This is a genomic window from Novosphingobium barchaimii LL02, from assembly GCF_001046635.1.
Classification (GTDB): Bacteria; Pseudomonadota; Alphaproteobacteria; order Sphingomonadales; family Sphingomonadaceae; genus Novosphingobium; species Novosphingobium barchaimii.
In genome coordinates this window covers 654,756-672,123 of record NZ_KQ130452.1, presented here as the reverse complement: position 1 = coordinate 672,123, position 17,368 = coordinate 654,756, and the positions used below count along the sequence as shown (strand labels likewise).

At 65.5% G+C, this 17,368-nt stretch carries 23 protein-coding genes; 8 read left to right on the top strand and 15 right to left on the bottom strand.

The features are described 5' to 3' along the window. Positions 1 to 18: 18 nt before the first annotated feature. The 4 genes from V474_RS03460 to V474_RS26065 form a co-directional block, all read right to left on the bottom strand. Positions 19 to 693, bottom strand: a complete 675-nt coding sequence (locus V474_RS03460; protein ID WP_059150121.1) for a peroxiredoxin-like family protein — start codon at positions 691 to 693, stop codon at positions 19 to 21. 111 nt (positions 694 to 804) lie between these two features. Beyond that, a complete protein-coding gene (locus V474_RS03455; RefSeq protein WP_059150120.1) occupies positions 805 to 1,899 on the bottom strand; it encodes an alkene reductase in 1,095 nt (364 codons plus the stop codon). Positions 1,900 to 1,914: 15 nt separating this feature from the next. Beyond that, positions 1,915 to 2,547 carry a glutathione S-transferase family protein gene (locus V474_RS03450; protein WP_059150119.1) on the bottom strand — a complete coding sequence of 211 codons (633 nt, stop codon included), beginning with the start codon at positions 2,545 to 2,547 and terminating at the stop codon, positions 1,915 to 1,917. A gap of 1 nt (position 2,548) precedes the next feature. Then, the gene (locus tag V474_RS26065) at positions 2,549 to 2,701 is read right to left on the bottom strand and encodes a hypothetical protein (RefSeq protein WP_169795001.1); all 153 of its coding nucleotides are present in this window, start codon (positions 2,699 to 2,701) and stop codon (positions 2,549 to 2,551) included. Between the two features lie 119 nt (positions 2,702 to 2,820). Here V474_RS26065 and V474_RS03445 point away from each other — a divergent pair, with 119 nt between their 5' ends. Together V474_RS03445 and V474_RS03440 are read left to right on the top strand one after the other, a co-directional pair. Continuing rightward, positions 2,821 to 3,714, top strand: coding sequence for a LysR family transcriptional regulator (locus tag V474_RS03445; RefSeq protein WP_059150118.1), 894 nt, complete (start codon positions 2,821 to 2,823; stop codon positions 3,712 to 3,714). A gap of 91 nt (positions 3,715 to 3,805) precedes the next feature. Further along, positions 3,806 to 4,372 (top strand): carboxymuconolactone decarboxylase family protein, encoded by a 567-nt coding sequence (locus V474_RS03440; protein WP_059150117.1) that lies wholly within the window; start codon positions 3,806 to 3,808, stop codon positions 4,370 to 4,372. Between the two features lie 64 nt (positions 4,373 to 4,436). Here the strand turns inward: V474_RS03440 and V474_RS03435 are convergent, their stop codons facing one another. Both V474_RS03435 and V474_RS03430 read right to left on the bottom strand, forming a co-directional pair. Next, complete coding sequence (locus tag V474_RS03435) at positions 4,437 to 5,207, bottom strand: alpha/beta fold hydrolase (protein WP_059150116.1); 771 nt, start codon at positions 5,205 to 5,207, stop codon at positions 4,437 to 4,439. Further along, entirely contained in the window at positions 5,204 to 6,238 is a 1,035-nt protein-coding gene (locus V474_RS03430; RefSeq protein WP_201785997.1) for a bile acid:sodium symporter family protein, read from the bottom strand. Before V474_RS03430 ends, V474_RS03435 begins: the two co-directional genes overlap by 4 nt. 94 nt (positions 6,239 to 6,332) lie before the next feature. Between V474_RS03430 and V474_RS03425 the strand changes: the two genes are divergently transcribed. After that, positions 6,333 to 7,187 carry a LysR family transcriptional regulator gene (locus V474_RS03425; protein ID WP_236710596.1) on the top strand — a complete coding sequence of 285 codons (855 nt, stop codon included), beginning with the start codon at positions 6,333 to 6,335 and terminating at the stop codon, positions 7,185 to 7,187. Between the two features lie 16 nt (positions 7,188 to 7,203). Here V474_RS03425 and V474_RS03420 read toward each other — a convergent pair whose 3' ends face one another. Next, positions 7,204 to 8,163 carry an SDR family NAD(P)-dependent oxidoreductase gene (locus tag V474_RS03420; RefSeq protein ID WP_059150114.1) on the bottom strand — a complete coding sequence of 320 codons (960 nt, stop codon included), beginning with the start codon at positions 8,161 to 8,163 and terminating at the stop codon, positions 7,204 to 7,206. A 205-nt stretch (positions 8,164 to 8,368) separates the two neighbouring features. Between V474_RS03420 and V474_RS03415 the strand changes: the two genes are divergently transcribed. Next, entirely contained in the window at positions 8,369 to 9,211 is an 843-nt protein-coding gene (locus tag V474_RS03415) for an AraC family transcriptional regulator (protein WP_236710593.1), read from the top strand. Between the two features lie 66 nt (positions 9,212 to 9,277). On the opposite strand, the gene V474_RS26375 is transcribed toward V474_RS03415, so the two are convergent. Beyond that, entirely contained in the window at positions 9,278 to 9,577 is a 300-nt protein-coding gene (locus tag V474_RS26375; RefSeq protein ID WP_236710592.1) for a glutathione S-transferase family protein, read from the bottom strand. Between the two features lie 128 nt (positions 9,578 to 9,705). Further along, entirely contained in the window at positions 9,706 to 9,897 is a 192-nt protein-coding gene (locus V474_RS26370) for a glutathione S-transferase N-terminal domain-containing protein (protein ID WP_201785987.1), read from the bottom strand. Positions 9,898 to 10,430: 533 nt separating this feature from the next. Here V474_RS26370 and V474_RS03405 point away from each other — a divergent pair. The 3 genes from V474_RS03405 (at position 10,431) to V474_RS03395 (ending at position 12,503) form a co-directional block, all read left to right on the top strand. After that, a complete protein-coding gene (locus tag V474_RS03405; RefSeq protein ID WP_059150757.1) occupies positions 10,431 to 11,336 on the top strand; it encodes a LysR family transcriptional regulator in 906 nt (301 codons plus the stop codon). A 126-nt stretch (positions 11,337 to 11,462) separates the two neighbouring features. Then, positions 11,463 to 11,936: a nuclear transport factor 2 family protein gene (locus V474_RS03400; protein WP_059150112.1), complete on the top strand. Its 474-nt coding sequence runs from the start codon at positions 11,463 to 11,465 to the stop codon at positions 11,934 to 11,936. 111 nt (positions 11,937 to 12,047) lie between these two features. Further along, on the top strand, positions 12,048 to 12,503 hold the full coding sequence (locus V474_RS03395) for a nuclear transport factor 2 family protein (protein WP_059150111.1): 456 nt from the start codon (positions 12,048 to 12,050) through the stop codon (positions 12,501 to 12,503). 21 nt (positions 12,504 to 12,524) lie between these two features. Here the strand turns inward: V474_RS03395 and V474_RS03390 are convergent, their stop codons facing one another. Genes V474_RS03390 through V474_RS03375 form a run of 4 tightly spaced genes read right to left on the bottom strand, consistent with a single transcriptional unit; the run spans position 12,525 to position 15,258 of the window. Continuing rightward, positions 12,525 to 13,091 (bottom strand): DNA-3-methyladenine glycosylase I, encoded by a 567-nt coding sequence (locus V474_RS03390; RefSeq protein WP_082699631.1) that lies wholly within the window; start codon positions 13,089 to 13,091, stop codon positions 12,525 to 12,527. 20 nt (positions 13,092 to 13,111) lie between these two features. Next, positions 13,112 to 14,101, bottom strand: coding sequence for a saccharopine dehydrogenase family protein (locus tag V474_RS03385; protein WP_059150109.1), 990 nt, complete (start codon positions 14,099 to 14,101; stop codon positions 13,112 to 13,114). A gap of 1 nt (position 14,102) precedes the next feature. Continuing rightward, positions 14,103 to 14,498 carry a VOC family protein gene (locus V474_RS03380; RefSeq protein WP_059150108.1) on the bottom strand — a complete coding sequence of 132 codons (396 nt, stop codon included), beginning with the start codon at positions 14,496 to 14,498 and terminating at the stop codon, positions 14,103 to 14,105. A 16-nt stretch (positions 14,499 to 14,514) separates the two neighbouring features. Then, a complete protein-coding gene (locus tag V474_RS03375; protein WP_059150107.1) occupies positions 14,515 to 15,258 on the bottom strand; it encodes an SDR family NAD(P)-dependent oxidoreductase in 744 nt (247 codons plus the stop codon). 135 nt (positions 15,259 to 15,393) lie between these two features. Between V474_RS03375 and V474_RS03370 the strand changes: the two genes are divergently transcribed. Further along, the gene (locus V474_RS03370; protein WP_059150106.1) at positions 15,394 to 16,284 is read left to right on the top strand and encodes an AraC family transcriptional regulator; all 891 of its coding nucleotides are present in this window, start codon (positions 15,394 to 15,396) and stop codon (positions 16,282 to 16,284) included. A 10-nt stretch (positions 16,285 to 16,294) separates the two neighbouring features. Here V474_RS03370 and V474_RS03365 read toward each other — a convergent pair whose 3' ends face one another. Further along, the gene (locus tag V474_RS03365) at positions 16,295 to 16,666 is read right to left on the bottom strand and encodes a cupin domain-containing protein (RefSeq protein WP_059150105.1); all 372 of its coding nucleotides are present in this window, start codon (positions 16,664 to 16,666) and stop codon (positions 16,295 to 16,297) included. Positions 16,667 to 16,795: 129 nt separating this feature from the next. Then, positions 16,796 to 17,209 (bottom strand): winged helix-turn-helix transcriptional regulator, encoded by a 414-nt coding sequence (locus V474_RS03360; protein WP_082699578.1) that lies wholly within the window; start codon positions 17,207 to 17,209, stop codon positions 16,796 to 16,798. Between the last annotated feature and the right edge of the window lie 159 nt (positions 17,210 to 17,368).

Sequence of the window (17,368 nt, the reverse complement as noted above, 5' to 3'; positions counted from 1 at the left end):
GGCGGCCGGCGCTGGCTGTCAGGCAGTGACGCTGGCGGCGCGGCGCAGCGCAGGGAGCATGTCCTCGGGCTCGGGGCGGCGGGTATAGTCCGGGTTCTCCTCGGCGTAGAGGATCGTGCCGTCCTGCCCGATCACGAAGCGACCGGGCATCGGCAGCGTCCAGCTCGGGTCGCCGTTGAACGCCGGCAGGTCGTTCTTGAGGCCCTGGTAGAGCTCGATCAAATAGTCGGGCATCGCGAAGCGCAGGCCAAAGGCGGCGGCGACGTCGTTATGCGTGTCCGACAGGATCGGGAAGCCGAGGTCGTTCTGGCGCACCGACTTGCGGCTGTTGACCGCGGTCTGCGGCGAGATCGCGACCAGCCCGGCACCGAGCGCCTCGAACGCAGGCACCGCCGCCTGCAGCGCCTGCAACTCCATGTTGCAATAAGGGCACCAGACGCCGCGATAGAAGCTCACCACCAGCGGCCCTCTGGCGAGCAGGTCGGTCGAGGCGACCGGACGGCCGTCGGGATCGTCGAGCGTGAAGGCGGGCGCTGTGTCGCCGGCCTTCAGCGCACGACCGGCGGCGCCCGAGGCGATCAGCTCGGCGGTGGCGCGGTGCATCGTCTCGATCACCGAATGGGGCACGTTGTAGGGCGGCTTGCCGGCTTCGAAATCGGCTTTGAAGGCGTCGAGCTTGGCTTGCAGGGTCATGATAGGTCTCCTTGATAAAACGGGTGGTTGGAAGATGCGGCATTCCGGCCGGAGGCTGCAGATGGCGGGTGCGACTAACCGTCATTCCCGTCCGGAATGCGGGGAAAGGCGTCAGGCGGCGCGGCGATAGAAGGGGTAGTTGGTGTAACCGCGCGCATCGCCGCCGTAGAAAGTGGTGCGGTCGTAAGCGTTGAGCGGCAGGGCGAGCCGCAGCCGCTCGGGCAGGTCGGGATTGGCGATGAACGCGCGCCCGAACGCCACCGCATCGGCGTCGCCGCTCGCGAGGATCGCTTCCGCGCTGGCGCCGTCGAAGCCGCCGGCCGCGATCAGCGTGCCGCGAAAGATCGCGCGCAAATGCCGCGCTGCGACCGGTTCGGCCTCGGCGATCAGCTCGGTGCCCCTGATGCGCGGCTCGACGACGTGCAGCCAGGCGATCCCGAGATCGTCGAGGCGGGCGGCGGCATAGCCGAACGTCGCCTGCGGATCGCTGTCCGACATGTCACCATAGCTACCGCTCGGGCTGAGCCGCACGCCGACGCGGTCGGCGCCCCACACGTCGATCGCCGCCTGCGTCACTTCGAGTAGGAAGCGCGCGCGATTCTCGATCGGGCCGCCATAGTCGTCGGTGCGGTGGTTGGTGCCGTCCTGCAGGAACTGGTCGGGCAGATAGCCATTGGCGCCGTGGATCTCGACCCCGTCGAACCCCGCCGCCCGGGCACGCGCCGCACCCGCACCGAATTCGACGACTATGTCGGCGATCTCGGCCCGGTCGAGCGCGCGCGGCATCGCGAACGCCACTTCCCCGGCCGGCGCATAACCATGCCCCTCCGCCTGGATCGCCGAGGGCGCGACCGGCGCCCCGCTGCCCGGCCGGATGTCGGGATGTGACTGGCGGCCGACGTGCCAGAGTTGCAGCACGATCTGTCCGCCGCCGGCGTGGACCGCATCGGTGATCGCGCGCCAGCCCTCGATCTGGGCATCGTCATAGATGCCGGGCGCGCCGGCATAGCCATAGCCCTGGCGCGAGATCGGCGTGGCCTCCGAGACGATAAGCCCGCCAGCGGTGGTGCGCTGCGTGTAATAGTCCAGCATCAGCGCGCTCGGCCGGTCGCCGGGATCGGCGCGCATCCGGGTGAGCGGCGCCATGACGACGCGGTGGCCGAGCGCCAGGGCACCGGCGCGAACCGGGGTGAACAGTTTCGACATGACAGTTTCCTTTGGTCAGGCTTGGGGAAGGAGCGCGTTGACGCGGGCGATCGCGCGCTGGACGGCGGAACGCGCCTCGACCTCGGCGTACCAGCGCGCGACATGCGGGCTCTGCGCGAAGTCGACACCAGCGAAGGCGCGCCGCCACAGCCAGCCGAAATGGACGATGTCGGCGATGGAGAAGGCGTCGCCGGCGACGAAGCGCCGCGTCCCGAGCACGCCGTCGAGCACCGCGAGCGTGCGCGCCGCCTCGGCCGTGAAACGCTGGATCGCGAGCGGCTGCGGCTCGGACGCCTGGCGCTGGAAGAAGCCCGCCTGGCCGAACGCCGGCCCGAGCCCCGAAGCGTGGAAGAAGAGCTGCTCGAACACCCGCGCCCGCTCCGGGCCGGACGCGGGCAGCAGCTTGCCGCTCTTTTCGGCGAGGTAGATCAGGATCGCGGCGGATTCGGTCAGCACCAGCCGCTCGTCCGAGTCGGTATCGACCAACACCGGCACCTTGGCATTGGGGTTGAGCGCCACGAACGCGGGCGCTTTCTGCTCGCCCTGCCGGACGTTGACCGAGTGCAGCGCATAGTCGAGCCCGAGTTCCTCGAGCGCGATCGGCACCTTGATGCTGTTGGGCGTGGCGAAGGCATAGACGTCTAGCATGTCATTGGTCCTTGTTGGTGCGCGTGATCCGGCGGCGCAGGATCGGCGCGGCGAGCGCGATCAGCGCCGGGATCGGGCTGCCGGAGAGCTGGTAGGCGAGCAGTCCGTCGATGACGGTCGGCGCGGGATGCAGGCGCATCAGCCATGCCATCATGACGGTCTCCCTGGGTTGCGCGCCCCGGCCGATCCGAAGCGCGATCCGGGAAATGCTCCCCCGCCGCTCGACATGGCAGCCGCCACGCGGCAATAACGCCCATTCCAAGGAGGAATGACGTGGACCGATATCAGGCGATGACGACCTTCGTGCGGGTGGTCGAGACGGGCTCCTTCTCGGCCGCTGCGCGTCAGCTCAACGTCGGCCAGCCGGCGGTGTCGAAGACGATCGCGCAGCTTGAGAACCGGTTGCAGGTCAGCCTGCTGATCCGCTCCACCCATGGTCTCTCGCCGACCGAAGCGGGCCAGCGCTTCTTCGAGCGCGCGAAAGTGGCAATCCAGGAAGCCGACGAAGCGGAGCTTGCGGCGCGCGGCGCGGGTGCGGGGCTGTCGGGCTGCCTGCGCGTGTCCGCCGCCACCACCTTCGCCCGGCTGCACATCGTGCCGCTGCTGCCGCGCTTCCTGGCGGACAATCCCGAGCTCGAGATCGACGTCATCCTCGACGATCGGGTGATCGATCTGGTCGCCGAGGGCGTCGATCTCTCGCTGCGGATGGGGACGCTCGCCGATTCCGCGGCGGTCGCGCGCAAGCTCGCCACTGGCGGCCGATCGGTGCTGGCGACCCCCGGCTATCTCGCGCGCGCCGGCGAGCCCAGGACGCCGGCCGAGCTCGCCGGGCATGACGTCGTTATCTACAGCCAGACCGCCAACGTCTGGGCGCTCAGCCGCGACGGCACAGAGACCTCGGTGACCGTGCACGGCCGCGTCCGCGTGAGCGCGGCGGAAGGGCTGCGCGAGGCGGTGCTCGCCGACATGGGGCTGACCATCGCCTCGGATTGGATGTTCGCGCGCGAGATCGAGAGCGGCGCGGTACGGCGCGTGCTGACCGACTGGTCGCTCCCGCCGATCGACCTGTGGGCGGTATTCCCGGCCGGCCGGATGATGAGCGCCAAGGCGCGCCAGTTCGCTGCCTTCGTTGAGCAGGCGCTCGCCGGCCATTCCGGCGCGGCATAAGCGTTAGTCGATCGCGCCGGCTACGAGCGTAGCCGCCGATCGATCAGGTTCCGGCTCGTCGACTTTACCGACCTGACCGAAGGAACCGATCATGACCCAGTTCACCGCCTATACCGCCGACACTGCTCCCGCCGCCGCCCGCCCGATCTTCGAAGGGGTGCAAGCCGCGTTCGGCTTCGTGCCCAATTTGCAATCCTATATGGCGGAATCGCCCGAGCTGCTCGCCGGTTATACCGCGCTGTGGGACCTCTTCTCGAAAACGACGCTGACGCCGCACGAGCAGCAGGTCGTCTATCTCACCTCCAATTTCGAGAACGAGTGCCACTATTGCATGGCCGGGCACACCACGCTCGCCAAGTTGCAGAAGATGGAAACGGCGGTGATCGAGGCGCTACGCGCCGGCACGCCGCTGCCGGACGCCCGGCTCGAGGCGCTGCACCGCTTTGCGACGCTGGTGGTGCGCCAGCGCGGCTGGGTGGCCGATGCCGATGTCGACGCGTTCCTGGCCGCGGGTTTCACCCGGCAGAACGTGCTCGATGTGATCCTCGGCGTCGCGACCAAGGTAATGAGCAACTACACCAACCATATCGTCCACACGCCGCTCGATGGCTTCATGAAGGGCAATGCGTGGTCGAAGCCGGTTGGCGTCGCCGCCTGATCGACGCCGTTTGAAGAGACGGGCGTCCGGCCTCGCGCCGGGCGCCCGTTCGCTTGCGCGCTGCTCAGAGCGCGCTGCCGCGCGCGGCGGCCTCGATCAGCGCCGCCACCTCGCGCGGGTGCGATCGGTACACCGAATGGCTGGCGCCGGGGATTTCGACCACCTGCTGCGCCTTCGCCCGCGCGGCGTACATCCGTTCGAGATCGGGGCTGATGATGTGATCGGCTTTGGCGACCATGTACCACACCGGTTTGTTCTTCCACGCAGGATCGACGATCGGCGTGGTGAAAACGCTAGCGGCCGTGATACCCTGCGAACGGGCCTCGAACGCCGCTTCGGCGGGCGGGAGGTCGGCCGCGAATTCGGCCGCATAGCGTGCCGGATCGATATAGGTGTAGCCGTCCGCCGTCTTGGTGATCGCGTCGCGGCCGATCGCCGGATAGCGCTTGCCGTTGCCGCTTTCGGTCTCGCCCGCATCGGGCGCGTGCGCTGCGATATACACCAGTCCGGCGACACGAGGATCGTTGCCCGCCTCGGTGATGATCGCGCCGCCATAGCTGTGCCCGACCAGGATCACCGGCTCGTCCTGCTGGTCGATCACCCGCTTCGTCGCGGTAACGTCGGCGTCGAGCCCGGTAAGCGGTTCCTGGACGATGCTGACCTTGAACCCGTCGCGGGTGAGGATGTCATAGACCGGGCGCCAGCCCGATCCGTCGACGAACGCACCGTGCACTAGGACGATGTCGCGGATCGGCGGCGCCGCCGATGCGGCAGTGGCTACCAGTGTGGCCGCGCCGGCCAGCAGGCCGGACAGGATCGAGCGGAACGGGGTCATGCGGGATCTCCGAGCGTTGGGCGCACCGCAGGGCGACACGCGCGAGGGATAGGATCGTCACGTCCGGCATAGCGCCGCGCGAGCGTCGCGCAGACGAACAATTGCGCCTGATGGAACAGCATCAGCGGCAGCACGATCAGACCGACGGCGTGGCCGGGAAACAGGATCGCCGCCATCGGAATGCCACCCGCCATGCTCTTCTTCGAGCCGCAGAAGACGATCGCAATCTCGTCCTCGGTCGAAAAGCCGAGGGTGCGACTGGTGAGCGTCGTCGCGAGCAACACCAGTGCCAGCATCGCCAGATCGATCGCGAGGACCGCGGCCAGGCTCCCGAGCGATAATTGGTGCCAGATCCCGGCGACCATCCCCGCGCTGAACGCGGCATAGACCACCACCAGCACCGAGCCGCGATCGACGATCGAGGTCGGCAGCGGGTGCCACAGCAGCCACGCGCCGATCCACGGCCGCGCCGCCTGGCCGAGCACGAACGGCAGCAGGATCTGCGTCGCGATGTCCTCGAGTGCGGAGAGCGAGAAGCCGCCGCTCGCTGCCGGCAGCAATTGCGACACGAGGGTTGGCGTCAAGACCACACCCAGCACGTTCGACAGCGAGGCGGCACACAATGCGCCCGGCACGTTGCCGCGCGCGATCGAGGTGAAGGCGATCGACGACTGCACGGTCGACGGCAGCAGGCACAGGAACAGCAGGCCGGTCAGCACGTCGCGCGGCAGATGTCCGCGCAGCAACAGCGTGACGACGACGCCGAGGATCGGGAACAGCAGATAGGTGCTGGCGAAGATCAGCGCCTGCAAGCGCCAGTGCGCGAGCCCGCGCCAGATCGCGTCCGGCGCCAGCCGCGCGCCGTAGAGAAAGAAGAGCAGCGCAACGGCAACGACGACGAGATGCTCGACCCATCCCGTCGCAGCGCCCCGCGCGGGCAGCAAGGCGGCGAGGGCGACCGTCGCGATCAACAGCAGCAGATAGCGATCGAGCCGGAGCAGGATCGATCCGATCTTGGGAAGGGGCATCATCGGCGTCCTCGATAAGGTCCGGCCGATGTACGCCGCTAGCGATCGTCCGCAATCCCGATAGAAACGATAACGCTCATCATATATCGTGATGACCATGGACCTGATTCCCGTTGACCTGCTCGAAGCTTTCGTCGCCGTCGTGGACGCGGGCAGCTTCACGGGCGCGGCGCGCGCGCTGGGCGTGCGCCAGTCCACCGTCAGCCAGAAGATCGCGAGGCTGGAGACGGCGACGCGGCGGCGGCTGCTTGATCGCGATACGCACCGCTTGTCGCTCACCCTCCATGGCGAGCGCTTGCTGGAGCACGCCCGCACGGTGATCGACGCGCATCTCCGGCTCGAGCGGAGCCTTACGGACACGCCGTTGCGCGGCCGCCTCCGGCTTGGCGCGTCGGAAGACTTCGTGCTGTCGGCGCTACCCGACGTGCTGGCCAGCTTCGCGCGCCGGCACCCGGAAGTGGATCTCGAGTTGCGCGCCGGGTTGAGCGAAGATCTCTACGATGCGTTCGACGCCGGGCGGCTCGACGTCATCTTCGTCAAAAGGCGCACCGGCGACCGCCGCGGCACGCGCGTGTGGCGCGAAGCGATCCGGTGGGTCGGGCATGCGGACTTGCGGATCGATCCCGACGAACCGTTACCGCTCCTGCTCTATCCGGCGCCGAGCGTGACGCGCGCAAAGGCGATCGAGACGCTCGAGGCGGTCGACTGGCGCTGGCGCGTCGCCTTCACCAGCGCGAGCCTGACCGGGCTGACCGCCGCCGCCCGCGCCGGGCTCGGCGTGATGCCGCATTCGGCGCGGCTGATGCCGGCCGGACTCGCGCTGCTCGGTCCCGATCCAGGGCTGCCGACGCTCCCCGAGATTGAGTTCGTCGTGCTCGGGCCGGGCGGTCACCAGCCGGTCGCCCAGGCGCTCATCACCGCCGTCCTGGACTGGGCGGCGATTCGCGGGTGACCGACGAGGATCGAGGTCAGAAGGTCTCCGCGACCAATGCCTCGCTCTTGGCCCACAGCGCCTCCGCACGCTCCGCGTCGAGCGCATAAGGGCGCACGCCGCCGCGAAGGCCTTCGCCTTCCTGCGCCTCGGCGCCATGGCAACCCTCGCAGTAGCGACCGCCGACGGCATCGCCATCCGGCACCGCCGCTGCCGAGACCGAGGTCGCCGCCCCCTGCGCGATCGACTTGTACTGGAAGGGCGGCAGGCCCGCCGCGGCGTTCGCGGCATTGATCGCAGCGATCATTACCGCCTCGTCGGTCTCGCTCATGTGGCGATGGAACTCGGTGCGGATTCCGCCGGGGTGGACTGCCGCGGCACGAACGCCGCGCACCTTGTGCAGACGGTCGAACGCAACGGCGAACAGGATGTTGGCGGTCTTTGAACGGCCATAAGCGACCCAGCGATCATATTCGGTGTGCTCGAAATTCGGGTCGTCGAGATCGACGTCGGCGAAGCGGTGTCCGGCGGAGGAAACGGTAACCAGCCGGCCGCCGTCGCGGATCAGTCCGGCGATGCGGTTGACGAGAACGAAATGTCCGAGATGGTTGGTGCCGAACTGCAGTTCGAAGCCATCGGCGGTGTGACCGAAGGGCGGCGCCATCACGCCGGCATTGGCGATCACGATATCGAGCGGCTTGCCTTCGGCGACGAGCCGGTCGGCGCAGGCGCGAACGCTCGCCAGCGAGGCCAGATCCAGTTCGACGAGTTCGAAACTGCCGGTGGTGACCGCAGCGCGCACGCCGGCGGTCGCCTTTTCGGCCTTGCCGAGATCGCGCGCCGCACCGACGACCGCGCCGCCGCGCGCGACCAGCGCGCGGCATGTCTCCACACCCAGCCCGGCGGAAGCGCCAGTCACGAGGATACGTTTACCGGTCAGGTCGATCCCTGAAAGCACCTCGTCCGTCGTCGAGGTCGCGCCGAATTTGCTGCTCATAGTTGCATCTTTGCACATCGCCCTGGCAACAACGCCCTTACGCAGCGACATAGCGACGCGGCATCGGCGCGCGGTGCCCGATCATATCGATGGCTTGCCCAATCCTATCGGCAGGCTTGCTATGCTCCTACGCAGGCCCGATCTTTGCCCGATGCAAGAGACACTCGATCGCCTGTGCCGCCGCGTGCGAAGCCATACCGAGGGCATGGGGCTCGAGACGCCAACACCGCGCGTCGCGCTCGGCGTTTCCGGTGCGCGCGGCACTCCGGTAAGAACGGTCTATGAACCGATGGTCTGCATGGTGCTGCAGGGTGCCAAGCAGGTGATGATCGGGGACCAACTGCTGCGCTACGACGCAGCAAGCTGCTTCGTAGCGTCGGTCGAGCTGCCCGCGACCGGATGCGTGATGGAAGCCTCGAGCGAGCGGCCCTATGTCGTCGCCACGCTCTCGCTTGACGGCGATGCGCTCTCGTCACTCCTCGCCGAATTGCCTCCCGCGCCACCGTCGCCGCCCTTGGCGGGGTTCGGTGTTGCCGCGGTCACGCCGGAATTGCTCGACGCCTGGGACCATCTGCTCGCGCTGCTCGACGCACCGGACGACATTCCCTATCTGGCACCTGCGCGCGAGCGCGAGGTGCTCTACCGGTTGCTGCAGCGCGGGCATGGCGCGATGCTGCGCCAGGTCGGGCGGGCGGACAGCCGGCTGTCGCAGGTGCGCCGCGCGATCGACTGGATCCGCCGCCATTACGATCAGGCGCTGCCGATCGGAACCTTGGCGGAGATTGCGGGGATGAGCGTCCCGTCCTTCCACCGCCATTTCAAGGCCGCGACCGCGATGAGCCAGTTGCAATATCAGAAGACGCTGCGCCAGCAGGCTGCTCGCCGCCTGCTGGCGAGCAGCTCCGATGCGGCCAGAGCCGCTTATGCGGTGGGCTATGAAAGCGCTTCGCATTTCAGCCGCGAATATGCGCGCTTTTTCGGAGCGCCACCCTCGCAGGACGGTGCGCGGCGGCGGATGGTCACCGCCGACACGATCGGTGCGATCTGAGGCAGCCCCCGCCCGGATCGTTATTTAGTGTCGACCTATAATTGTGGTGATCGCGCCGCCCAGGCCTTAGTTCGCCTGACACGTTTCCATCGCGCGCAAATAGGCGGGGCGCGTCCTCATCCTTCCGAGATAGGCGCGCTCGGTGCTACCGGGCATATAATTGCCGCTACGCAGCCCGAGCAACAGCGCGTAGCTCACCGAGATGTCGGCAGCGGTGAACCGGTCGCCGGCAAGGTAGGCATGATCGGCGAGACGGCGGACCACACAGCCGAGCCTGCTCTCGAAGGTTTTCGCTGCCCAACGGGTGACATAGCCATCACGCTCGGCTTCGGGTGCGAAGTTACGGCCGACAAGGACCGCGTTCATCGGTCCGGCGAGTCCGGCCTCACCCATAGGGAGGAACTGAAGATAGGCGGCGAAGGTGGCTCCTCGGGCGTGACGGCGAGCGACGTCGGACCGTGTTTGGCGAGCAGATACTGGAGGATAGCGATCGACTAGACCATGATCGTTGCGCCATCTTGCAACGCCGGGATGAACCCTGCCGGGCTGACCGTAAGAAAGTCAGGATCTGGTTCGGCGGCCATCAGGTCGACTGGATGTAAGCGATACGCCAAGCCCAATTCCTCGAGCAACCAGACGACGCGAAATCCGCGGCCTTCGCCGTAAACGGTGAGCATGATGACCATCCTCGAAATCCTGCCGAAGCGATGGCTCGCAGAGCACAGGCTGTGACGCAACGCAAAACGGATCGCGCGCTGCCCTTCCGCCTGGGCCGCGCCCCTAATCTCCGACGTAAGAGCATCGCCGCCGCCGCGCCGGCCGTGAACCGACGGCCGGTCTCGGGATCAGCATATCGCGCAATCAAAGGCGACATTTGGCGCGTTGCTGGTCGGCAGCTATCGGCGTTGTGAACGGCGGGTTCCGGCGTGAGCGGACGTTTCCGCCACCACATCGGAACGGCTGAGTTGGTCGCGAGCTGCTGGAACAGCTGCCGGTCCGCACCTGGGGAGCGAAATTGTGGCGCTGAGTGACCGGGAAGGGTCGACACCGGAAGGCCCGGCTTTGGGACAAATCGGTCGCGATGGCCAGCAATGATGAACAGCGAAAAATGGGGCCAAAGCAGCCATAGCGCACGCGCCCTGAGATATAGATCGAACGACTATCTTGCCGGGTAGAGACACATAATCGGCATTTCCACTCATTCCTGCTAAGAATGGTTATGGACCGATTTTCGTCATTGCAGCTTTTCGCCCGGGTCGTCGAACTGGGCAGCTTCACGCGTGCATCGAAAGAGGTCGGCATTGGCCAGCCTGCCGTCAGTAAGCAGATCGCCGCGCTGGAGGCCCATCTCGGGGCGCGTTTGTTGGACCGGACGTCGCGTGGACTGCGCGCCACGGCAGCGGGCCTGGACCTTTACAATTCAACGATACGCCTGCTGGCTGACATGGAGGAGACGGAGGCTCGCATTCGGAGCGCGAGCAAAGGCCCGGTCGGGCTTGTTCGTATCGCCACGCCGCCAGTCCTCGGCCGCATGTACATCATTCCAAGGCTGCCAGCATTCATCGCCCAGTTCCCCGAGATCAGCGTTGAGTTCTCCGTCGCCCAGCGGTTGGCGGATCTCGTGAAGGAAGGTGTCGATGTGGCGCTTCGGGTTGGTAGCCTTGAGTCATCCAGCCTCGTCGCGCGGCGGATCGGGAGTATACAAACGATGACCGTGGCGGCGCCAGAATATCTCGTCACTCATGGCACCCCGACCGATCCTCAGGATCTGGTCCATCACAAGCTCGTGAGCGGCCAGACCGACGGCGAGGTGCTGCCGTGGCGGTTCGGGGGCGAAAACGGCCCCTGGTCCATGGTGCCGAATGGCGCCGTCAGGTCGAATGATGGCGAGGATCTGCGAGCGGCGGTGCTGGCAGGACTTGGGATTACCCATGGTCCGAGCGCCCTTTTCCGGCCCGACCTTCAGGAGAGACGTGTTGTGCGCATTCTTGATGCCTTCACGCCAGCCCCAGTTCCGATCCACGCCGTCTGCTCCAGCGGGCGCGAGATGCCCCAGCGAGTGCGCGTATTAGTGGATTTCCTCGCAGCCGCCTTCGCTGCTGAGCCAGGTCTTCGAATTGATTAAGTAGAGCGCCGCATTCCCCTGCGGCATGGATGCTATGCGGGTGGGTGGCCTACAGCGGCGGTATCGATGAACTTATTAAAGGGTGTGCCTTCGTGGAAGGCCTCATCCCTTTTTTCAGGAAACATCATGTCTGACATTGAAAACACCGCCGCGGGCGAAGCGGCCGACAAGCTGGCCGTAGTCGAAGCGCTTTACCGCTATTGCGCCGGCATTGACTTGCGCGACCAGGCGCTCCTCGCCTCATCCTTTGCCGAGGACACCATCCTCGATTTCCGGCCTGCGGGCGCAAAGGCGGGCTTCGATTATCCGGTCATCGAAGGGCGCGATACCGTCACGCAGGCTCTGTCCACTTCGCTGGCGGGCATCGATACCACACACTCGGTCAGCAACCCGCGCGTCACCGTAGATGGCGACACGGCGCAGATGGATGCGCTTGTCGAAGCCCAGCATGTCCCTTCGGCCGATCCCGCCCGTCACTATCTCATGAAGAACCGCTACGACACGCGCCTGGAGCGGCAGGGTCCGGTGTGGGTCATCACCCATCAGATCATCGATAACGTCTGGCGCACAGGTGATCCGAGCGTGCTCGCCAATATCTGAGGCGTGACTTCGGTCCGTCGAAAAAGCCGCCGGAGGTGGGAACGGACGCTCAAGCGCGCCCACCTTCGATGGCGCCAGTGCCTCGCCACGCTATAATCAGGAGCACCAAACATGACGCCCAAGGCACGCGATCCGCGTGATGTTGCCGACATTCTGGCCATCCAGGCGCTGAAAGCCCGCTACGCCCGTTTCGGCGATACAAAGGACTGGCCCGCTTTCCGAGCGTGCCTGGCCGATGATTACCATTGCCTCGTGACCGGCGCACCGCGCTCGTCGGCGGATCATCCGAACGCCTACGAAGTGCATGGTGCCGATGCATTCGTCGCCAATGCCATGACGATGGTCGCCGACATTCAGCCGATCCACCAGCTATCCTTGCCGGAGATCACGATCACCAGCGATACGACGGCGACCGGTATCTGGGCGCTGCACGATCTCCTCATCGCCCCGCACTACATCTTCAGAGGCTGGGGGCATTATCATGACGACTATGTGAAAGTCGGCGGATCATGGAAAATCCGCAAGAGCGTCGTCACCCGGATCAGGGTCGAGGAGACCTGGCTCTGATCCGGGCGACCAGGGCGCGCATCAGCGCCTGTGCGGCGCGGTTTCACGGCAGCGGTAGCAGTCCGACACATGGTCGTTGGTGATGCCAACCGCCTGCATCCACGCATAGACGATGGTCGGGCCAACGAATTTGAACCCGCGCTTCTTCATATCCTTCGAAATGGCAGCCGATAGCGGTGTCTGTGTGTCGTGGACATTGCCCGTGATCGGCTGACCATCCGTGAACGACCAGCAATACGCGGCGAAGTCCTCGCCGCTGTCCTGCATGGCGTTGAAGATCTGCGCGCCGCTGATCGTGGCCTCGATCTTGGCGCGGGCACGCACGATGCCGGGGTCGCCCATCAGGCGTTCGATATCTTGTTCTTCAAACCGGGCAACCCTGGCCGGGTCGAACCCGGCGAAGGCCGCACGGAAGGTTTCGCGCTTGCGCAGGATAATCTCCCAGGAAAGCCCGGCCTGGAAGCCTTCGAGCATCAGCGTCTCCCACAGCATCCGAGGATCATGCTCTGGCACGCCCCATTCCGTGTCGTGATAGTGCCTCATGAGCGGGTTCGAGCCCGCCCAGCTGCAACGATGCCTGCCGTTCAGGACCGGGCTATCCTGTTTTGTCACAGATCTTCGATCACGGTGTCGGCGATCGTTTCGGCAAAGCCGTCACCGAACAGCATTGCCGGGGTCTGGAAGCCAGGGCGCTGTTCGCCGCCAACGACCCGCCGTGCGGCTTCGGCTGCAGCAATCGTCGTAAAGGTATAGCCGTTCACCGTATCAAGCACCGAGCGGACGACCGTGCCGTCCTCTCCCGTCACTTCGACGGCGGCGTAGTAGCGGTTGGCCTCGCGCTGTTCGAGCGTAGGGCCATCGGGCATCGCGGCGAGATCACCCTCCGGGAAAGCCCCTTCCGACACATGCACGAAGGTCTCGATATTGGGGATTTGCGTGGCGCGCCAGATGGTGATGAGGTCGGGCAGCGTCACCGGGAAGGATGTGGCGGGGCCTTTGCCGAAGTCGAAGGGGCGGACCTCTTCGGGGCTGCGGCTGATCAGCGTGCCATCGACGCGGTGGAGCGTCTCGGTCGTAACATTTTCGCTGGCACTGACCGCCGAACCGCGCGAAAAGCCGCCGGCAATTTGCATGGCGATGCTCAGCTTTGTCGGCGCCGTCACACGCTTTGCTGCATGCCCTGCGAGCGATCCGAGCATGGCGACGCTACCGCCGCTGCCGGGAAGGAGCATTACCCCTGCAGCCTTCGCCTCCTCGTCCAGCGCTTCGGCCAGGTGGTAGCTGTCCATCTCGGCCGCGATGTCAAGGTAGTGGGTGCCGGTGGCAATGCACGCACGCATCAGCGGTTCGGCTGTATGCATGAAAGGACCGGCACAATTGAGGAGCACGCCGACATCGGCCAGCGCCGCCTCGGTCGCGGTCCGATCGTCAGCGGCGAACAATCGGTATTCCACACCCAGTTCCCTGGCGATGGGAGCGAGCCGGTCTTCATCCTTCGCCCTGCCGGCGATCACGAAATCCAAGCCATGCGCCTTGGCGTTGGTGGATGCCATGCGGCCGGTATATCCGGCGGCGCCATAAATCATCAGTTTCGTCATATCAGTGCTGCCAACTCTTGTAGGTGAATTCCAGGCTGTATCCGTCGGGATCGAACACGCTCGCGGCATAGTAGCGGGGGTCGTAGTGGAGCCGCGCGCCGGGCGGTCCGTTGTCGGTCGCACCGACGACGATCGCGGCGGCATAGGCCGCATCCACCTCGTCCTGCGACGAGGCGACAAAGCCGACATGGGCAGCTCCTCCCTCGACCACGCCGGGCCTAAGCCAGAAAAAAATTCGGTTGTTCTTGCCGAAGCCCTTGAGGTCAGGATGACCGGGAGGGCCATCCTTCCCGTCGTAATCGACCCGCTGGGTGATCCCGAGCGGCGTCAGCGCAGCGGTATAGAAGGCGATCGAGCGATCGAGATCGCTGACCGAAATAAAGACATGATCGAGCATCCGTCGTTCTCCCGTTTCAGATTATGTATCCGCCAGCGACCTCGATCGACTGGGCATTCACCCAGCGGCTATCCTCCGAAAGGAGTCCTGCGATGGCGGCGCCGACATCGTCCGGCTCGCCGACCCGGCCAAGGGCGGTCTGTCCGGCAAGCATAGCCTCGAATTCGTCGTTCAGGCCACCACCAAGGTCGGTGCGGATCGCGCCGGGGGCGATCGAATTGGCGCGAATGCCGCGGTCCCCGAACTCCTTGGCCATATAGCGGGTAAGGACCTGGAGGCCTCCCTTGAAGCTGGCATAAGGTGCGACACCGGCGGTGGCGACGCGGGCAGTGGCGCTGGCGACATTCACGATGTGGGCCCCGTTGGCCATGATCGACAGCAGCGTCTGCGTCAGGAAGAACGGCCCCTTCAGATGCACGGCGAACAGTCCGTCAAACTCCGCTTCCGTCACGGTCGCGATCGGATTGTAGAGGCCATAGCCTGCGTTGTTGACGAGGCCGTCGAAGGTCTCGCGATCCCAGTGCGCTTTGAGCGCGGCGCTGACGGAGTTGCGGAATGCGGGGAATGCAGACGTGTCGGCGACGTCTAGTTTCAGCGCGACGGCCTTGCCGCCGTCCGCCTCGATCCCGTCAACGACGGTTTCGGCCAGGGCGGGATTGCTGTTGTAGGTCAGAATGACGCCCATGCCGCGCTGTGCGCAAAGCCGGGCAGCGCTCGCTCCGATACCTCGGCTGCCGCCAGTGATGATGACGATCTTCATTTGGAACTCCTCGGGTTGCTGTCGACCCTTGAGCTACGTCAGCGGCGCGGCCGCCGCTCATCGGATCCTCTTCAATCCATGCCTATTCCTGCTTTTGGCTTGGCTGCACCGGGTTCTCATGGGATGAGCATCCGCATGAACGCGAACCTCGAAGAGCTGCGCCGTCTTGCCGCCCATGCGGAGAACAGGCGTACCGATACCGGCATTCCGCGCGTAGCGATGGTCCAGGGCGAAATTCCCGAGCATCAGCTCGCGGCGGTCTATGATCCCATGATCAACCTGATCCTGACGGGATCAAAGACGATGACGGTCGGCGAGCGCACCTTGCGCTACAACCCGGCGACCTATTTCGTAATGTCGGTCGACCTCCCCGCCGTCGGCTCGGTGCATCCCGCGGAGACCGGGGAGCCCTATCTTGCGGTCAGCCTTACGCTGGAGCCGACGATCGTCGCCAATCTGCTCGCCGACATCCCCAAACCTGCCGGAGGAGATCTCTACAGCCCGGGCTTCTCGATCGCGCCCGTCACCGACGAACTGCTCGACGCCTGGGTCCGCATGCTGCGCCTGATGGAGCGCCCCGCCGACGTTGCCGCACTCGCCCCGGCTTATGAGCGCGAGATCCTCTACCGCGTGCTGCAAGGCCCGCACGGTTGGATGCTGCGCGACATCGCCGCGCCGGGCACCGCCCTGTCGCGGGTCGGCATCGCAATCCAGTGGATCCGCGAGAATTTTACCCTTCCGCTGCGGGTCGAGGCGCTGGCACAGATGGCTGCGCTCAGCGTGTCCGCGTTTCACCGGCACTTCAAGGCGGTAACAGCCCTCAGCCCGCTCCAGTACCAGAAGCGCATCCGGCTGCTGCACGCACGCTCCTTGCTCATAGCAGGCGAAGGCAATGCCACCTCGGTCGCCTTCGGTGTCGGCTATGAAAGCGCCACGCAGTTCAGCCGAGAATATTCGCGCTTCTTCGGCCTGCCTCCGTCGAAGGATACGCTGCAGATTGTATGCGGCAGTCACCTGGCGCCATAAAAGGGCGCAGTCAGGCAGTCGGCAACCACGGCCCTTCGCCATGAACATGTACGACTGTCTCTTCGTCCGACCATGCAAAATGTGCGACACCAGGTGGAATGGCGACGACCCCGCCCGGGGGCACCGCAATGCCTTTAGACTTGTCGAACGTCTCGCCGATCCCGACAAACAGCGTACCTGAAATCACGGTATTGCGGTCGATGAAGGGCGCTTCATGCCGATGCGGCGGCGTGTCGGTCCCGCCAGGAAAGCGCACCCGCGCGAGAAACGGACCGGGTGAGGAAATCGAGCCTTCGACATCGACATACTGCACACCAGGTGCGTTCGGGAAATCCTTCCATTCGACGCTCTCGAATGTCTCGATGATGGGCTGGTCGGTCATGTTGCAAATCCTGTTGCGCGCGCTCAATGCGAGCGTCGCCGGGCAGGTTGCAGAGATATGGGGCATCCGATCCGCCGCAAGAATGCACAAGTTTGTGCGCCACGATCACGGATGTTCGTGAAACCTCGGTCAGTCGCCCTGCGGCCGTCCGTCATACCCGGTCTGCGCCTGCTCGATCGTCGGGCGGTTCTCCTGCGCCCAGCCCATCAGTGTATCGAGTGGGGCGATCAGCGATCGGCCGAGCGGAGTCAGTTCATATTCGACTTTAGGCGGGATCGTCGCAAAGGCTCGGCGCTCGACCATGCCATCGCGTTCGAGGCCGCGCAGCGTCAGCGTGAGCATGCGGTGCGAAATACCATTGATAGCGCGCTGGATCGCGTTGAAGCGCATCGGGCCCCTGGCCAGCGTCCCGACCACCATCACCGTCCACTTGTCGCCGATGCGATCGAGCACCTGCAGCAGCGCCCGGCAGCCGGAATGATCCTCATCATCAGCGACAAGATGGAGGCGAGGCGAGGACGGCGTGGCGTTCGGAATGGGCATGGACACCTCATGGTATCTCCAAAGGAAGACGACCCCGATAGCATCTCCCGGCATGAACAAAAAGTGCGTCACGTTCAAATGTGCCTATGGCGTTGGCACGAACATCCGTGATCGTGGCGCACAGAAAAGTGCATTCTTGTGCGAATTGTGCCGCGTCCT

Excerpts from the sequence above, each read along its gene's own strand:
- V474_RS03455 (WP_059150120.1), bottom strand. The coding sequence starts at position 1,899 with ATGTCGAAACTGTTCACCCCGGTTCGCGCCGGTGCCCTGGCGCTCGGC.
- V474_RS03430 (WP_201785997.1), bottom strand. The coding sequence starts at position 6,238 with ATGATGCCCCTTCCCAAGATCGGATCGATCCTGCTCCGGCTCGATCGC.
- V474_RS03450 (WP_059150119.1), bottom strand. The coding sequence starts at position 2,547 with ATGCTAGACGTCTATGCCTTCGCCACGCCCAACAGCATCAAGGTGCCG.
- V474_RS03370 (WP_059150106.1), top strand. The coding sequence starts at position 15,394 with ATGAACGCGAACCTCGAAGAGCTGCGCCGTCTTGCCGCCCATGCGGAG.
- V474_RS03425 (WP_236710596.1), top strand. The coding sequence starts at position 6,333 with ATGGACCTGATTCCCGTTGACCTGCTCGAAGCTTTCGTCGCCGTCGTG.
- V474_RS03380 (WP_059150108.1), bottom strand. The coding sequence starts at position 14,498 with ATGCTCGATCATGTCTTTATTTCGGTCAGCGATCTCGATCGCTCGATC.
- V474_RS03375 (WP_059150107.1), bottom strand. The coding sequence starts at position 15,258 with ATGAAGATCGTCATCATCACTGGCGGCAGCCGAGGTATCGGAGCGAGC.
- V474_RS03435 (WP_059150116.1), bottom strand. The coding sequence starts at position 5,207 with ATGACCCCGTTCCGCTCGATCCTGTCCGGCCTGCTGGCCGGCGCGGCC.
- V474_RS03385 (WP_059150109.1), bottom strand. The coding sequence starts at position 14,101 with ATGACGAAACTGATGATTTATGGCGCCGCCGGATATACCGGCCGCATG.
- V474_RS03415 (WP_236710593.1), top strand. The coding sequence starts at position 8,369 with ATGGGGCTCGAGACGCCAACACCGCGCGTCGCGCTCGGCGTTTCCGGT.
- V474_RS03360 (WP_082699578.1), bottom strand. The coding sequence starts at position 17,209 with ATGCCCATTCCGAACGCCACGCCGTCCTCGCCTCGCCTCCATCTTGTC.
- V474_RS03420 (WP_059150114.1), bottom strand. The coding sequence starts at position 8,163 with ATGAGCAGCAAATTCGGCGCGACCTCGACGACGGACGAGGTGCTTTCA.
- V474_RS26065 (WP_169795001.1), bottom strand. The coding sequence starts at position 2,701 with ATGATGGCATGGCTGATGCGCCTGCATCCCGCGCCGACCGTCATCGAC.
- V474_RS03460 (WP_059150121.1), bottom strand. The coding sequence starts at position 693 with ATGACCCTGCAAGCCAAGCTCGACGCCTTCAAAGCCGATTTCGAAGCC.
- V474_RS03365 (WP_059150105.1), bottom strand. The coding sequence starts at position 16,666 with ATGACCGACCAGCCCATCATCGAGACATTCGAGAGCGTCGAATGGAAG.
- V474_RS03440 (WP_059150117.1), top strand. The coding sequence starts at position 3,806 with ATGACCCAGTTCACCGCCTATACCGCCGACACTGCTCCCGCCGCCGCC.
- V474_RS03400 (WP_059150112.1), top strand. The coding sequence starts at position 11,463 with ATGTCTGACATTGAAAACACCGCCGCGGGCGAAGCGGCCGACAAGCTG.
- V474_RS26375 (WP_236710592.1), bottom strand. The coding sequence starts at position 9,577 with ATGAACGCGGTCCTTGTCGGCCGTAACTTCGCACCCGAAGCCGAGCGT.
- V474_RS26370 (WP_201785987.1), bottom strand. The coding sequence starts at position 9,897 with ATGGTCATCATGCTCACCGTTTACGGCGAAGGCCGCGGATTTCGCGTC.
- V474_RS03395 (WP_059150111.1), top strand. The coding sequence starts at position 12,048 with ATGACGCCCAAGGCACGCGATCCGCGTGATGTTGCCGACATTCTGGCC.
- V474_RS03405 (WP_059150757.1), top strand. The coding sequence starts at position 10,431 with ATGGACCGATTTTCGTCATTGCAGCTTTTCGCCCGGGTCGTCGAACTG.